11 protein-coding genes and 2 pseudogenes are annotated in these 15,529 nt (G+C 71.1%); 9 read left to right on the top strand and 4 right to left on the bottom strand.

Annotated features, from left to right (window positions below):
* Positions 1 to 52: 52 nt before the first annotated feature.
* Positions 53 to 325, top strand: coding sequence for a dihydrofolate reductase family protein (locus tag MYF83_RS02230; protein ID WP_248958442.1), 273 nt, complete (start codon positions 53 to 55; stop codon positions 323 to 325).
* A 133-nt stretch (positions 326 to 458) separates the two neighbouring features.
* On the opposite strand, the gene MYF83_RS02225 is transcribed toward MYF83_RS02230, so the two are convergent.
* The 3 genes from MYF83_RS02225 to MYF83_RS02215 all read right to left on the bottom strand — a co-directional run bounded on the left by MYF83_RS02225 (position 459) and on the right by MYF83_RS02215 (position 4,535).
* Complete coding sequence (locus MYF83_RS02225) at positions 459 to 1,751, bottom strand: cytochrome P450 (RefSeq protein ID WP_248958441.1); 1,293 nt, start codon at positions 1,749 to 1,751, stop codon at positions 459 to 461.
* A 62-nt stretch (positions 1,752 to 1,813) separates the two neighbouring features.
* On the bottom strand, positions 1,814 to 3,451 hold the full coding sequence (locus MYF83_RS02220; RefSeq protein WP_248958440.1) for an FAD-dependent oxidoreductase: 1,638 nt from the start codon (positions 3,449 to 3,451) through the stop codon (positions 1,814 to 1,816).
* A gap of 184 nt (positions 3,452 to 3,635) precedes the next feature.
* Entirely contained in the window at positions 3,636 to 4,535 is a 900-nt protein-coding gene (locus tag MYF83_RS02215; protein ID WP_248958439.1) for a LysR family transcriptional regulator, read from the bottom strand.
* Positions 4,536 to 4,666: 131 nt separating this feature from the next.
* Between MYF83_RS02215 and metE the strand changes: the two genes are divergently transcribed.
* The 3 genes and pseudogenes from metE to MYF83_RS42350 all read left to right on the top strand — a co-directional run.
* Positions 4,667 to 7,027: a 5-methyltetrahydropteroyltriglutamate--homocysteine S-methyltransferase gene (gene metE / locus MYF83_RS02210; RefSeq protein ID WP_248958438.1), complete on the top strand. Its 2,361-nt coding sequence runs from the start codon at positions 4,667 to 4,669 to the stop codon at positions 7,025 to 7,027.
* Positions 7,028 to 7,160: 133 nt separating this feature from the next.
* Positions 7,161 to 7,352, top strand: coding sequence for a hypothetical protein (locus tag MYF83_RS02205; protein WP_248958437.1), 192 nt, complete (start codon positions 7,161 to 7,163; stop codon positions 7,350 to 7,352).
* 129 nt (positions 7,353 to 7,481) lie between these two features.
* Positions 7,482 to 8,954: pseudogene (locus tag MYF83_RS42350) on the top strand (Tn3 family transposase); the annotation flags it as partial.
* A gap of 10 nt (positions 8,955 to 8,964) precedes the next feature.
* Here the strand turns inward: MYF83_RS42350 and MYF83_RS02185 are convergent.
* A complete protein-coding gene (locus tag MYF83_RS02185) occupies positions 8,965 to 9,333 on the bottom strand; it encodes a recombinase family protein (protein ID WP_248958436.1) in 369 nt (122 codons plus the stop codon).
* Positions 9,334 to 9,619: 286 nt separating this feature from the next.
* On the opposite strand from MYF83_RS02185, the gene MYF83_RS02180 reads away from it, so the two are divergent.
* The 5 genes and pseudogenes from MYF83_RS02180 (at position 9,620) to MYF83_RS02165 (ending at position 15,385) form a co-directional block, all read left to right on the top strand.
* Positions 9,620 to 10,174, top strand: a complete 555-nt coding sequence (locus MYF83_RS02180) for an ArsR/SmtB family transcription factor (protein WP_248958435.1) — start codon at positions 9,620 to 9,622, stop codon at positions 10,172 to 10,174.
* On the top strand, positions 10,171 to 11,049 hold the full coding sequence (locus MYF83_RS02175; protein ID WP_372500077.1) for an MFS transporter: 879 nt from the start codon (positions 10,171 to 10,173) through the stop codon (positions 11,047 to 11,049). Before MYF83_RS02180 ends, MYF83_RS02175 begins: the two co-directional genes overlap by 4 nt.
* Positions 10,953 to 11,375 (top strand): annotated as a pseudogene (locus tag MYF83_RS44115) (MFS transporter); the annotation flags it as partial. The gene MYF83_RS02175 and the pseudogene MYF83_RS44115, both read left to right, overlap by 97 nt.
* 70 nt (positions 11,376 to 11,445) lie before the next feature.
* On the top strand, positions 11,446 to 14,538 hold the full coding sequence (locus MYF83_RS43565) for a Tn3 family transposase (RefSeq protein ID WP_248958433.1): 3,093 nt from the start codon (positions 11,446 to 11,448) through the stop codon (positions 14,536 to 14,538).
* Between the two features lie 442 nt (positions 14,539 to 14,980).
* Positions 14,981 to 15,385 (top strand): type II toxin-antitoxin system PemK/MazF family toxin, encoded by a 405-nt coding sequence (locus tag MYF83_RS02165; RefSeq protein ID WP_248958432.1) that lies wholly within the window; start codon positions 14,981 to 14,983, stop codon positions 15,383 to 15,385.
* The last annotated feature ends 144 nt before the right edge of the window (positions 15,386 to 15,529 follow it).

Here is a 15,529-nt window from a genome sequence, read left to right as displayed (position 1 = left end):
GACACTGACCGAAAGCCCGGACCCCGGCATCGAACTTCTCGCCGACGACCCGGTGGCGACGGTACGGGAGCTGAAGCGCGATGGCGGCAAAGACATCTGGCTCGTCGGCGGCGGGGAACTGGCCGGCGTACTCTACGGCGAGATCGACCGCGTGATCGTCAAACTCAGCCCGCTCACCATCGGCTCCGGCATACCCCTCTTCGGACGGACCACAGTCTTCGCGCCCAACGCCTGGGAGCTCATCGAACACGCCGTCCTCAAGAGCGGAGCGGCCTTCCTCACCTACGACCGGCGCCCCGGCACTCCGCAGTCCTCCAGCAGGTAGAGGCAGGGGAACGCATCCTCGCGGACGCCTGTGCCCGCGGCAACTCGCGGCACAGTACAGGCCCTCTCGGCCGGCGGGGCACGCTGTCGGTCCGCTCCCGCGGTACTGACCGGGCAGTCGCACCGCCTTTCCCTCAGCCGAGGGTGGTCGGGCGTTTCGATGCCGGTCGCGTGGGGCTGATGCCGTCGAACTCAACAAGGAGGTGGCGGGGCCCGCGCAGGACGGGATTCGGGCGGTAGCGCGGCGGATCGGCGACGAGTCGCGGGTTCTCCAGCCGGCGTGCCAGCTCGGTGAGCGCGATCTGCGCCTCCGGCCGGGCCAGCGGGGCACCGAAGCAGTAGTGGATGCCGCCGCCGAAGCCCAGGTGCTCGTTGTGCTCGCGGTCGGGGTCGAAGCGGTCGGGATCGGGGACGTCGGCCGGGTCGCGGCTGCCGGCGGCGAGCACGAGGTTGACCCGCGAGCCCCTGGGGATGATGGTGCCGGCGACCTCGATGTCGTCGAGCGTGAACCGGTTTTCCAGGAACTGCACCGGTGGTTCGTAGCGCAGGAGTTCCTCGACCACCCGGACGGCCAGATCGGGTTCGTCGCCGCGGCGCAGCCGGTCGAGCACCTCGGGGTGCCGCAGCAGCGTGAGCATGCCGTTGGCGATGAGGTTGACGGTTGTCTCATGGCCGGCGACCAGGAGCAGCGCCGCGTTCGCCAGCACCTCCTTCAGTGGCATCGGCGCCTCCGGGCCGTCGCCGCTGACGAGACCGGACAGCAAGTCGTCGCCCGGTTCGCCGCGGGCATCCAGAAGCCGGGCGAAGTACTGACCGATGTCGGCATTGGCCGTGGAACGTCGCCGCTGCCGCTCCGCGAACTCTCCGGTGGTCGGGTCGCCGGCCTCGATGAGCGCCTCGGACCATGCATGGAATCGCGGTTCGTCCTCGCGGGGCACTCCCAGCAGCCGGCAGATCACCGTGACCGGGAACGGATAGGCGAAGTCGTCGACGATGTCGACCCGCCTCGTGCCCGACCGGTCCTTGCCTGCGAAGTCGTCGATCAGGCTCGTCACGATCTCCAACAGGTCGGGAATCATGCCGTCGATGCGACCAGGGCGGTGGGGCGGCCCGAAGTTCCGCGTCAACAGGCGCCGGATCCGGTCGTGCTCGGGCGGGTCGATGAAGATGACGCTGGGCGGCAGCCCGGGAGGGCCCTCTCCGGACGCCTGCGCCGGCGCCTCGGCGTCATACCCGGGGAGGTTGTGCGGATCCGAGCTGAGCCGTGGGTCGCCGAGAAGGGCGACGATCTCCTGGAAGGTGCTCACGACATAGCTGCCGTCCTGCGCCCGCACCACGGGTGTGCGGCGCAGCTCGGCATAAAGCGGGAACGGGTCGGCGCGCGAGGAGTAATCGAGGATCTGCTCCCAGACGCTGTCCTGGGACATGATGCGTGACCTCCTGAGAATCGACCGGGAGTCTGGACGTGTGGCGGCGGCCCGGCGAGGGGTCACAGGTAGGTCTTGCGCACCAGAGTGGCCCGCCGTTCGCTCGGACGATGGCCGGTCACCACGACGGTGGCCTGAGGCGTGGGCCCGTCCGGGACCTCGGCCGCAACCGGGCGCCTGTCGGCGGGCTCGTCGACGGTACGGAAGGAGGGCGGGAACGGCGCCGCCCGGTCGATCAACCTCTCGTAGAACTCCAGCCACTTGGCCTGGTTGAAGGCGACCGCCGCGGTGATACGGCCGCGGTAGCCGTAGACGGCGACGAACCGGCGCTCGACCACCGACCCCTGGGCGATGACCACATGGTCGGCATAGGTCGGGACACCGACGGACTTGATCTCGGTGCCGAACTGCGTGGACCAGAACTCCGGAAGCGCCAGGTGCGGCCAGCGCTCGCTCTGGGCGCTGATCATGTTGTGGGCGGCGATCTCTGCCTGGGCGACCGCGTTGCCCCAGTGCTCAAGGGCGAGGAACTGGTAGCCGTAGACGGGGTGTGGGGAGCGGGCCACGTCACCTGCCACGAACACATCGTCGGTGACCACGCCGTTCAAGTCGAAAGCGCGGCACCCCGCATCGCACCCCACCCCCCAGACGCCTGCCGCCAGCCCTGAGCCCTCCAGCCATTCGACGTTGCGGATGCTGCCGAGCGCGGCCACCGCCACATCGACATCCAGGGTGCTGCCGTCCGACAGCCGGGCTCGCCGCAGCCGCCCGTCCCCGTCGCCTTCCAGCGCCGCCACTTGAACGCCGCAACGCAGGTCGACCCCGTGCCCGCGCATCATCTCCGCCGCGACGCCCCCGATCACCGCGCCGAGCGCCCCGGTCAGAGGGGCCGGGCCCCGGTCGACGACGGTCACCGCGAGGTCCAATTCGCGGCAGGCGGAGGCGACCTCGCAGCCGGTGAATCCGGCACCGATGACCAGCACCCGACCTGGTCCGGCGGTCAGCGCCTGCCGTAGCCCCTCCACATCGTCGGGGGTACGGACCGTGAACATCCCGTCGAGCCGGGCCTCTGCCTCGTTCGGCCACGGCCGGGCCCGCAGTCCAGTGGCGATGAGCAACCGATCGAATCCCACGGTCTGGCCGTCGGCCAGGAGCACGTGCTTGCCGCGCAGGTCAAGCCCGGTGGCCGGGACCCCGAGCCGCCAGTGCGCGTCGATCTCGTCGCGGCGGGGCAGGGCGGTCGCGCGCGCCGAAGCCTGGCCGATGAGGACTTGCTTGGACAGCGGCGGCCGGTCGTAAGGGGGGTACGGCTCGTCCCCGATCACGGTCAGCGAGCCGGTGAAGCCGTCCCGGCGCAGTGTCCGACCGGCCTGCAGCCCGGCCAGGGACGCCCCGACGATGACGATGCGCCCGTTGCGCTTGAACGCCTCCTCAGGGCTCACGGCGGCCGCGTGCGCCACGGCCTCCGGCGGCTGGTGCGGCCGCCGGACCTCCTCCCGGCCGAACCGGTCGTACCGCTCGAGGGCGATGGCCTGGACCGGGCAGGCCGCCGCAGCCCGCACGATCTTCTCCCGCTGCGCGTCGTCCGGAGCGGGGTCGTAGAGCAACGCCTCGTCGCCCTGGATGGTGAACACATCCGGCGCGGCGAAAGCGCACTGCGCGTACCCCTGACAGCGCGTGAGATCCACGACGACCTTCATGATGGCCTCCCTCCGGCTGGGGGAGCCTGCTCTTTCAGTGTGGACCACGGCACGGAGCAGACCGCCCCCCCGGGGTGCCGGTTACGCGGGCCGCGCCGCTGATGTACGCGGGCACCACCACGTCAACGCGAACGCGGGCCCGGTCAAGCGCGGCCGGGCCGCGCCCGCCCGGCCGGGGCCGGGTTCAGCGGGTCCAGAGAGCCTCCTGGACGGCGTGGACCAGGGTCATCAGTTCGGGGGTGACGCGGTCGGGGGACCATGCCAGGCCGTAGGTGATGCTCAGCTCCCCCGCCTCGAACGGCACGAAACGCACGTCGGGCCGGCGGATCGAGGTGGCGAGCAGGTGGGGCACCGGCAGCAGGCCGACGCCGGCGGCCACCAGGTCGAGCGTGGCGGCGAAGTCGTCGATGTCCTCGGCCACGACATGGTGCTGGTGGGGGCCGTGCAGCGTGGCGGCCACCCGCGCCCACATGCCGCCGCGCGGCCGGTGACGCGGCAGGAGGATCTTGTAGGAGGCCAGCTGGGCGGGCCTGATGCGCGTGGCGCCGGCCAGCGGGTCGCCGGCCGCGACGGCCAGGTGGGCGACCTTCACCCCGAAGCGGGCTCCGGTGGTGAACCCCGTCGGGAAGGGCGCGCTGACGACGACCGCCGACACCTCCCCGCGCGTCAGGGCCTCCACGGCGGCGCGCCGGCCCGCGGCGCGCAGGTCGACCTCGATGGCCGGGCGGCGGCCGGCCAGACGGCGGGCGGCTTGGGCGACGAGGCTCCCCGCCGCCGGTGCATAAGCCAGGCGAATGATCGTGCGTGGTGGTTCGGCCAGCCGCGCGGCCTCGGCGCGCAGCGCGGCGGCGGTCTCCAGCAGCGCCTCGGCGTAGGGCAGCAGCGCCTGCCCGGCGCTGGACAACCGCACCTCGCGGCTGGTGCGCTCGAACAGCCGCAGGCCGAGCGACCGTTCGACCCGGCCGATGGCCTGGCTCATCGCCGGCTGGGACAGTCCAAGGTCGGCCGCGGCGCGCGAGAAGCTGAGGGTCTGGGCCACGCGGGCGAAGCAGCCGATCTCACGCAGCGTCGGTGCGGGTTCCACCGGGCAAGTATGGCCGCCGACCGCCCGGCCACGCCAACCCGGTATCGATAAGGAGCAGTGATAGATCGGGCTTTGGTGGCCATGGCCGGGCAGGATGCGCTGCGTCCGACCGCCGCACACAGGGAGCCCGCATGACCACCGCACCGCCACCGTCCTTCCCCGCCTCCACCGTCTTCGGGTACCCGAGGATCGGGCCGCGCCGGGAGCTGAAGCGGGCGCTGGAGGCGTACTGGCAGGGGCGCGCCACCCTGGAGGAGCTGCGCCGCACCGGCGCCGGGCTGCGCGAGCAGACCTGGCGGCGGCTGCGCGAGCTCGGCCTGGCCGCCCTGCCCTCCAACACCTTCTCCTACTACGACCAGGTGCTGGACGCCGCGATGCTGCTGGACGCGGTGCCCGGCCGCTACCGGCGCTCCACGCCCGAGGACACCTGCTTCGCCATGGCCCGCGGCGCCGAAGGCCTCGCGCCGCTGCGGATGACCAAATGGTTCGACACCAACTACCACTACATCGTCCCGGAGATCGGCCCCGGCACCGTGTTCCGCGCCGTGTGCGACAAGCCGGTGTCGGAGGTGCGCCAGGCCCGCGACCTGGGGCTGGAGACCCGGCCGGTGCTGCTCGGCCCGGTGACGTTCCTGCTGCTGTCGCAGGCCGAGCCGGGCGCCCCGGAGGGGTTCCGGCCGCTGGACCGGCTGCCCGACGTGCTGGAGGCCTACCAGCAGATCCTGGCCACCCTGGCCGCCGAGGGCGTGGAGTGGGTGCAGCTGGACGAGCCGGCGTTGGTGGCCGACCGCACGCCCGCCGAGCTGGAGGCCGCGGGTGCGGCCTACCAGCGGCTCGGCGCGCTGGCGGAGCGGCCCGCGCTGATGGTGGCCTCCTACTTCGGCGATCTCGGCGAGGCGCTGCCCGTCCTCGCCGCCACCCCGGTCGAGGCGATCGGCCTGGACCTGGTGCGCGGCGCCGCGGTCCTGGACGACGGCCCGGGGCTTGCGGCCCTGGCGGGCAAGACGGTCGTCGCCGGCGTGGTCTCGGGGCGTGAGGTCTGGCGCGCCGACCGGCCGCGGGCGATGGCCGCCCTGCTGGCGCTGCGCGCCCGGGCCGGCCGGGTGGTGGTGGGCACCTCCTGCTCGCTGCTGCACCTGCCCTACGACGTGGAGGTGGAGACCGGCCTCGATCCGCTGCTGCGCCGGCGCCTGGCGTTCGCCGAGCAGAAGGTGGCCGAGGTGGTGGAACTGGCCGGGGAACTCGACCGCACCCCCGCCGGCGGCCCCTCGCCCCTCGCGGCGCCCGCCCGCCTGTCCCCCGGGCTCGGCGGGGCCGCCGCCCTCCAGGACGAGGGCCGCAGCCCCTACGAGGTGCGGGCGGCCGCGCAGGCCGCCCACCTGCGGCTGCCCGCGCTGCCTACCACCACCATCGGCTCCTTCCCCCAGACCGGCGAGCTGCGGGCCGCCCGCGCGGCACTGGCCGCCGGCGAGCTGAGCGAGCCGGAGTACGAGGAGCGGGTCCGCCAGGAGATCCGGCGGGCGATCGAGCTGCAGGAACGGCTCGGGCTGGACGTGCTGGTACACGGCGAACCCGAACGCAACGACATGGTGCAGTACTTCGCCGAGCACCTGGAGGGCTTCGCCGTCACCCGGCACGGCTGGGTGCAGTCCTACGGGTCGCGCTGCACCCGGCCGCCGATCCTGCACGGCGAGGTCCGCAGGGCCGGGCCCATCACCGTGCGCTGGACCCGGTACGCCCAGTCGCTGACCGGCAAGCCGGTCAAGGGCATGCTGACCGGGCCGGTCACCATCGTCGCCTGGTCTTTCGTCCGCGACGACCTGCCGCTGCCGCAGGTGGTCGGGCAGGTGGCCGACGCGATCCGCGAGGAGGTGGCCGACCTGCAGGCCGCAGGCGTGTCCATCATCCAGGTCGACGAGCCCGCCCTGCGCGAGCTGATGCCGCTGCGCCGGGCCTCCCAGCAGGCCTACCTGGAGTGGGCCGTGCGCGCCTACCGGCGGGCGACCTCCGCGGCCGGTGACCGCACACAGATCCACACCCACCTGTGCTACTCCGACGCCGAGCAGATCCTCGCCGCCGTCGACGCCCTGGACGCCGACGTGACCAGCGTGGAGTCGGCACGCTCCCACGCGCGGATCCTCGGCGAGCCGGCCGTGGCGGGGTTCGGCCGTGGCCTCGGCCCGGGGGTGTACGACATCCACTCCCCGCGGGTGCCCCCGGTGCAAGAGGTGACGCGCGGCATCGAGTCCGCGCTGCGCGCGCTGGCGGCCGCCCAGGTGTGGGTGAACCCCGACTGCGGCCTGAAGACCCGCACCTACGAGCAGGTCGAAGCGGCCCTGGCCAACATGGTCACCGCAGCCCGCCTCCTACGCACCCCGGAGCGAGCACCGGCCGCCGGCGAGCCCGAGGCGACCGGCGTGGATCAGCCGGTCAACGAAGATCAGGCAACCGGCGGGGACGAAACGGCCACCAAGGGAGTAGGCGTCGCCTAAAGCACTGACCAACCACCTTCCCCAAGGCCGCCCTCCCCCACCCGGCGATAGTGTCGGTGCCGTCCTGGGGAAACACCTTCCCTTAACGGGGGCCAGCCTCCATGGTCATCTGCGATAGAACGCGGAGGCGGTCATGGGAGTGATTCACGGGATCGGGGGCGTGCGGCAGGCGCCGGCGCTCAAGGACGCGATCGGGGGCTTCCTGGCCGGGGTGTCCAATCCCAACACCGCCAGGGCCTACGCCACGGCGCTGCGCGAACGGGCCTTGTGGCGGCTGCCTTATGAGTCGGGGCTTGAGCAGCAACCGAACGGCCAGTGGCGTTAAGGAGCCGTCGGGGCTCGCACTAACGCCACTGGCCGTTCCGATGCGGGCGAGGACGGCGACCGGTGATGATCTGTAACGCTTTGATCGCTCTGGGTTGTCTGCTGGTGAGTCGGTCCTACTTTGCGGCGTATGCCGGTGGAGTTTCTGACTGATGATGAGGCGGCTGCGTACGGGCGGTTCGCGGGGCCGCCGTCGCAGGCCGACCTGGAGCGGGTGTTCTTCCTCGATGACGAGGATCGGGCGCTGGTCGTCCAGCGCCGCGGCCAGCACATGAAACTCGGGTTCGCCCTCCAGTTGGTGACCGTGCGGTGGCTCGGGACGTTCCTGGAGGATCCCCTGGATGTGCCGGGGGCGGCGCTGGGGTTCGTGGCTGAACAGCTGGGGGTTGAGGATCCGTCGCAGGTGAAGCGGTACACCGAGCGGCAGAAGACGCAGTTCGATCACCAGTGGGAGATCCGGCGGGTCTATCAGTGGAAGGACTTCGGCTCGGTCGAGCCGGAGTTCGAGGCGTGGGTGGCGGCCCGGTCGTGGACGTCGGGCGACGGGCCGAAGGCGATCTTCACCGACGGGGTGGGGTGGCTGCGGGAGCGGAAGGTGCTCCTGCCGGGCGTGACGACGCTGGCCCGACTGGTCGCCAGGGTCCGCGACGACACGACGAAGCGGTTGTGGGGCGTGCTGGAGGGGCTGCTGACGATCGGCCAGCGGTACGTCCTGGACCAGCTGCTGGAGGTGCCGCCGGGGTCGCGGGTGTCGGACCTGGAGCGATGGCGCAAGGGTGTGGCGCCGCGGGCGTCCGGCCCGACCATCATCAAGGCCCTGGACCAGGTGTCGGAGATCCTCGGCCTGGAGCTCGCCGATCTGGGCGCGGAGGCCGTGATCCCGCCGCGCCGGCTGGGCGAGCTGGCCAAGTACGGGATGCGTGCGGACGCCTCGGCGCTGAAACGGCATCCAGTTGGCCGCCGGTTGGCGACGTTGCTGGCCACGGTCCGGTTCCTGGAGGGCAAGTCGCTGGAGCGGTCGCGGTTGTCGCACGTCTACCAGAACTACTTCCGGCCCGAGACGTTGAGCTTGGCGAACGTGCCGCTGGTCGCGATGCAGGCGAATCTGGCGCTGGCGCAGGCGTGGGGTGGCGGCCTGGTCGCCGCGGTCGACGGGATGCGGTTCGTCGTCTTGGTCCCGGCCGCGTTCGCCCGCCCCAACCGCAAGTACTTCGGCTCCAAGCGCGGAATGACGTGGCTGAACGCGATGAACGACCGCGGCATGGGTCGCGGCGCGAAGGTCGTGTCCGGGACGATCCGGGACTCCCTGCACATGGTCGACGTCATCTTCGGCCTGGACGGCGGCGACCTCCCGGAGATTGTCGTGTCGGACACCGGCTCCTACAGCGATGTCGTCTTCGGGCTCCTGGAGCTGCTCGGGATCTCCTACCGGCCCGCCCTGGCGGACCTGCCCGATCAGAAGGGCTGGAGGATCAAGGCGGACGCCGACTACGGGCCCTTGAACACCTTCGCCCGAGGCAAGATCGACCTGCGGAAGATCCGGAAGAACTGGGAGGACATCCTCCGGGTCGTCTCCTCGATCTACACCGGCACCGTCCGCGCCTACGATGTCGTCACGATTTCGCCAGGGCCATGCCCTCACGGGTCCGCTGGTGCCCGATGTTGGCCTCGAACTCCGCGACCATCGCGAGGGTCTGCAGGAACAGCCGGCCGAACGGGTCGTTCCAGTCGTGGACGGTCGCGCCGACGCCGAACAGGACGCCCCGGTTGGACAGGTCGGTGAGGATCTCGTTGGCCTCGGCCATGTTGCGGGCGAACCGGTCGAACTTCGTCACGGTGAACACGCTGCCGGGCCAGACCGCGGCGAGGGCCTGGTCGAGCCCGTTGCGGTTGCGGCGGGTGGTGCCGGAGAAGCCGCAGTCGATGTAGATCCGGTCCTGCGGGACGCCGAGCGCGAGGAGCTGCTCGGTTTGGATGATCATCTTGTTCGTCGGTGGAACAGCGGGCGTATCCGGCGCGGCCGGTCTCGGTCACGCCGTCCAGTGTTCCGTATGACCCCCCTTCACCGGAACAAAGTCCGGAACAGTCTTACGGAACACCCTGACCTGGGGCTTGATTCGGCCTGGGTGGTGTTCCGTTGGGGGATCCCTCTACGGAACACCGCGCAAGCCCTCGAACAGCCGGGCGTCAGCACAGCTCGGGGGTAGATCCGTTAGATCAGCGCCCTATTTCTAGGCCTAAAACCCCTTGCGCAATGGTCAAGAATCGTTGACCATTGCCCGCATGCCTACCGATGATCTCCCCGAGACGTTTCACGTCACCACTGACGAGCAACTACGCGCCGTCTCTAATCTCACGCGTCACCGGATCATGGCCGTGCTCCGCTTCGAGCCGGCGACGATCACGCAGATCGCCCAGCGGGTGGGCCTTGCGAAGGGGAGTTCCAGCTATCACGTGCGGCTACTGGAGCGGGCCGGCCTGGTGAAGGTGGTGCGGACGCGGAAAGTGAGAGGGGTCACCGAGCGGTACTACGCGATGGCCGCGCGGTCGATCGAGCTGCCGGATCCAGGGCCGGGGCAGCCGGACGTGCTGCTGCGGAATGCGGTGGCGGACCTGGAGGCGTCGCCGGTGGATGGTGAGCGGCACGTACGAATGGCACATCTGCGACTCACCGAGGAGCAGTTCACGGAGCTGGGGGCGCGCCTGCAGGCACTGGCGGATGAGTACCGGACACTGTCTGATCCATCGCTTCCAGACGTGTCGCTGATCTTCGCGCTGTTCCGGCCGACTCCGCGCCAGCAGGTCGAGGAGGACGCCAAATGACCCCAAATCCGATGAATGATGTAGCGAAGCTGCCAGCTGGCTTCGGGCGACTGTGGACCGCGCAGACGGTGTCCTCGCTCGGTGACGGCGTGACGCATGCCGCGCTGCCGCTGCTGGCATTGACGTTGACCCGGGATCCGATGGCGCTGGCCGTCGTCACCGCCGCCGGGACACTGCCCTGGCTGCTGTTCGGAGTGCTCGGCGGTGCGCTGGTGGACCGCTGGGACCGCCGCCGCACGATGTGGGTCACGGACGCCGCGCGTGCGGTGCTGCTCGCCATACCCGCTGCGGCGGCGGCGCTCGACGTGCTGAGCATCCCGCTGCTGGCGGCCCTCGCGTTCCTGCTCGCCCTCGGCGGGCTGTTCTTCGACACGGCCGCCACGGCGTACCTGCCGGATCTGCTCGGCCGCGACCCCGCCCAGCTGGAACGCGCCAACGCTCGCCTGCGCGGCACCCAGACCGCAGCGTCCGGCTTCGCCGGGCCACCTGCGGGCAGTGCGCTGCTCGCGCTCGGACGTTCGGTTCCGCTGCTCGCCGACGCGGTGTCGTTCGCGCTGTCCGCACTGCTCGTCCGGTCGCTGCCCGCCGTGCCGCGGCCGGCCGCAAGCGCCCGCGAGTCGCTGCTCCGGCAGGCGCGGGCCGGGGCCTCCTACGTCTTCCAGGACCGGCTGCTGCTCGGGCTCGCGCTCCGTCCGGCGGTCGGGAACGTCGCTTTCTCGCCGTGGAGACCGTCCTGGCCCTCTTCGCCCGCGAACGTCTCGGCGTCGGCGCCTTCGGCTTCGGCCTGCTCCTCACCGCCGAGGCCACCGGCGGCCTGCTCGGCGCGGGCATCGCCTCCTTCCTCGGCCGGCGCCTGGGCGCCGGCACCGCGCTGACCTGCACCGCCACAATCGAGGGCCTCGCCATTCTGGGGCTCGCCTCCGCCCCGAACCCGTACGTGGCCGGGCTCGCGCTCGCCGTCTGCGGGGCGGGCATGGGCGCCACGATGGTGCTCGGCCCCTCCCTCCGGCAGGCCATCGTCCCGGCCCACCTGATGGGCCGCGTCGCCTCCACCTCCCGCATGCTCGCCATGTGCGCCGCCCCGTTCGGCGCCTTCTTCGGCGGCTGGCTGGCCACCACCTACGACCTGCGCACCCCGCTCTACGCCGCCGCCGGCCTCCTCCTCACCATGACCGCCGTCACCGCGACCATGACCAGCAATCGCCGCGTCGAGACCGCACTGCGCAGCGCGCGCCCCAGTTCCGGGAGTTCGCCGAGGCCAAGAGGAGATCGTGCGGTTCGTCGCCTCGCGGGTGGCCACGACGCGGGACTCGCGGCGGGAGTTGTTCGACCGGGCGGTGCTTCATCTGATCGAGAAGCGGGTGCAGCTGCCGGGGATCACGACGTTGGCGCGGCTGGTGCGGGATGTGCAGTTGTCGACCTTGGAGGAGATCAACGCGGCGGTAGTGGCGCCGACGCCGTTGCACACGCGGCGGGAGCTGATTGGCACGCTGGAGGTGCCGGGGGGCAAGCGGGTCTCGACCCTGGAGTGGATGCGTACCCCGGTGGTGAAGCTGACCGGCAAGGGGATGGTCGCCGCGCTGGACCGCACCTCCTGCGTGCTGGGGCTGGGGACGGGTGCGGTGGATCTGTCGGCGGTCGCGCCGGTGAAGCTGGCGGAGCTGGCCTCCTACGGGCTGCATGCCAAGGCCCCCAAGATCAAGAATTTGAAGGGTGAGCGGCGGGTCGCGACGCTGGTGGCGACGGCCCGGCAGCTGGAGCGGTCGTCGGTGGATGACGCGCTGCTGCTGTTCGACCTGCTGATGTCGACGAAGCTTCTGTCGGGGGCGACCCGGGCGAGCAACAAGGAGAAGCTGAAAACCTTCCCGAAGCTGAAGACGGCGGCGTCCCGCATGGCGGCGGCGTGGGCGATCGTCCTCGCGGAGCGGCCCGAGGGTGAGGGGCCGGCGTCGGTCGCAGAGATGATGGCCGCAGTCGAGACCGTGGTGTCCAGGGAGGATCTGGCCGCCGCGGTGGAGTCGGTGCGCGAGCTGTTGCCGCCGCCGGGCAGCGACGACGACGGCGACGCCGAATGGCGGGCGTCGCTGGTGGACCGGTACGCGACGGTGAGGCCGTTCATCGACATGCTGTCGGCGGTGATCCCCTGGGGCGCGACCGAGGCCGGCACCGAGGTCCTTTCCGCGCTGCGCGGCCTGACGAAGGTGATCGCGGCCCGCAAGCCGGGCACCGAGCACATCCGGGGGTTCGAGGGCCTGGTGACGGGGTCGTGGCGTCGGCTGGTGTTCGCCGATCCGAAGCTGGAGGCCCCGGCGATCGACCGGCCTGCCTACGTGTTCTGCGTGCTGGAGCTGCTGCATGACGCGCTGCGCCGCCGGGACGTGTACGCGGTCGGCTCCGACAAGTGGGCCGATCCGCGCGTCCAGCTGATCGAACCCCGGTTGTGGGTGCGGGAGCGGGACACGGTGCTGACCGCGCTCGGCCTCCCGGCGGATCCCGCCGAGCACCTGGCCGACCTCGCCGACCTTCTGGACGGCGCGTTCCGGCAGGTCGGGGAGGGTCTGGCGGGCAACGACGCGGCCAGGATCTCGGGCGGGAAGCTGTCGCTGGCCCGGTTGGAGGCGGCCCCGCACCCCGAGGGGTTCGCCGCGATCCACGACGCGGTCGCGGGGATGCTGCCCCGGATCGACTACCCGGAGCTGATCTTGGAGGTCAACGTCCGGACGGGGTTCTTGGACGCGATGCCGCACATCTCCGGGTCGCAGGCGCGCCGCGACGACCTCGATCTGAGCCTGGCGGCGTTGCTGGTGGCGCGGTCGTGCAACATCGGGCTGACGCCGGTCGCCAAGCCCGGCACCGCCGCGTTGGGCGAGAGCCGCCTGGTCGGGGTGGAGAAGGGCTACTTCCACGGTGAGGGCATCGGGAAGGCCTCAGCGATCCTGGTGGACAAGCAGGCCGGCATCGAGATCACCGCGGACTGGGGCGGCGGCCTGGTCGCCTCCACCGATGGGTTGCGGTTCGTCGTCCCCGTCCGTTCCCTGGGGCTCGGTGGTCTGGTGGTGCCGGGGACGATGCGGGACTCGATGTTCATCCTGGACGCCATCCACCGTCTGGACGCCACCGAGCCGCCCGACATCGTCACGACCGACACCGGCTCTTACAGTGACGTCGTCTACGGCCTGTTCGCGATCTGCGGCTACCAGTTCGCGCCCCGTCATGCCGACATCACCGACACCCAGCTGTGGTGGGTCGACGCCGCCATGCTGAAGGGCGAGATCACCCGCGACCACCGCGGCTCCAACGGGTGGGGCGCGTTCAACGAGCTTCAACTGCGGCGGGTGTCGGTCCCTGCGATCGTCCAGTACTGGGATGACATGGTCCGGGTCGCCGGATCGTTGTCGACGAACAAGGTCCGCGCCTATGACCTGATCAAGATGATGACTGCGGGCGGGCGGCTCACCGGTCTGGGCAACGCGTTCGCCGCCTACGGCCGGATTTTCAAGACGCTGCACCTGCTCCAGATCATCCACGTCGAGTCCTACCGGCGGATGATCGGCGCCCAGCTCAACACCGGAGAGTCCCGCCACCAGCTCGCCCGCCGCGTGTTCTTCGGCAACCTCGGGCAGCTCCGCCAAGCCTATGAACGCGGTATGGAGAACCAGCTCGGCGCCCTCGGCCTCGGCCTGAATGCGATCACTTGGTGGAACAGCCTCTATATCGACGCCGCCGTCGCCCGGCTGGGGGCCGGCGGTCTGGGCATCAGCCGCGAGATCAAGGCCCGCCTGTCACCTCTGCTGTTCGAGCACATCAACTTCCACGGCTCCTACCCCTTCCACCGCCCCCCAACTGGAGGAAGGACGCCTGCGGGACCTGCGCGACCCCAACGCCGTCGAGGACGAGCCGGAGGAATAGGGCACCCGGTGAGCGACGACTCCACTCCAGGCCTTCACGCGGCACGGGCCGGGCCCGGCTTCACCGTGCCGTCCCGCTCCGACGGATGGCCCGACCTGCTCGGACGGCGGCCCCTGACCCCTGCCGAGCGTGCCGAACTGCGGCGTGCACTGGACGCCGAACCCGAGCCCGGCAGCACCGACACCGCCCCGGATCCTCTGTTCCTGGCCTACCTGACCATCGACGGCCTGGACCGCGAAGGCGACCCGCGTAAGGCGATGCGGCTGCGCGGCCGGATCCTCGCGGCCGTGCGCAGCGCCGCCGAACAGCGCCGCACCACCTTCCACGCCACCGAGACCAGCGTGACGGTCGGGATCTACGGCACGGACGCCGCCGCCCGGATCACCGTGCTGCGCACCGCGTTGGCCGCGCTCGTCACCAAGCACGGGCTGGCCGCCCGCGACGAACCATGGTGAGTATGCGGCATTCCTGGCCCCCGTGCGGGACCGTGCAGCTTCGCCCTGACCGAAGGCTGGACCTGACGGGGACGCCGCCCGCGCCGGAGAGCTGATGGGACAGGCCCGTGCCCGGCAGTGGGAGCGGGTCGGGCGGTGGCGTGGCCGCCTGCGGATCCCGCGCTACAAACCGTAGGCGGCCAGCGGGGCGGCGATGTGTTCGGCGTCGCGGTGCACGCCGCTCAGGGGTCTCCCCTGGGCCGCGACTGACCTGAACGGGGCAGGGAGGCCGTTCATACGCTGAGGGGAAGTGCAGTCGTAGCGGCTATTGTGTGCGTTGGAGTGTCTGCCTTACTTCGCGGTTGATGGCCCAGGCGTCCGCATCGCCGACGCGCGGCGGTGTCTACCGGAGAGGCATGCCCTGACCGCCGTCCGGGTCTGCCACCCAGTGTCAGGAGGACATGTGCAACGTGGCGAAGTCTGGTGGGTCGCGTTCGACGAGCGGCGGCCGGTCGTCCTGCTGTCGGGAGACGACGCGTCCGGGATCCGGGCGATGCAGGTCGTCGCTCCGGCGGGCGTCGACCTCAGCGGTCTGGGCGTCGAAGTGGCAGTAGGAGCCGGGGAAGGACTGCCCTTTGAAGGCGTGCTGCGGATAGCGTTCCCTCGTCCAGGCATGACTCCTTGCACGTGGCTGACCACGGTGTCCCGGGACGACCTGATCGAGCAAGCGGGCGTCCTGTCCTCCGCGAAACTAAGCGAGATCGAGGATGCCCTCCGCCTCGGGGAGCAGGCGAAGGAGTGGAACCCAGCAACGACCGCGAAACTCAGCGAGATCAGGGACGCCCTCCGTCTCGGTGGGCTCAGGTAGGCGGAGAAGTGAACCACGTCCTGGACGACCCACTCGCGTGGCCGGCGAGGCACAGCGCATGCTCGCCCCCGGCGGGCGCATCGTGCTGATCGGGCAGGACTGGGACACCTTCGTCATCGACGCCGCGTCTACCCGGCCATACTC

Source organism: Sphaerisporangium perillae, assembly GCF_023276435.1.
In the GTDB taxonomy this organism is placed as follows: Bacteria; Actinomycetota; Actinomycetes; order Streptosporangiales; family Streptosporangiaceae; genus Sphaerisporangium; species Sphaerisporangium perillae.
The sequence above is the reverse complement of the archived record's forward strand: the minus strand, read 5'-3'. Positions and strand labels throughout refer to the sequence as shown.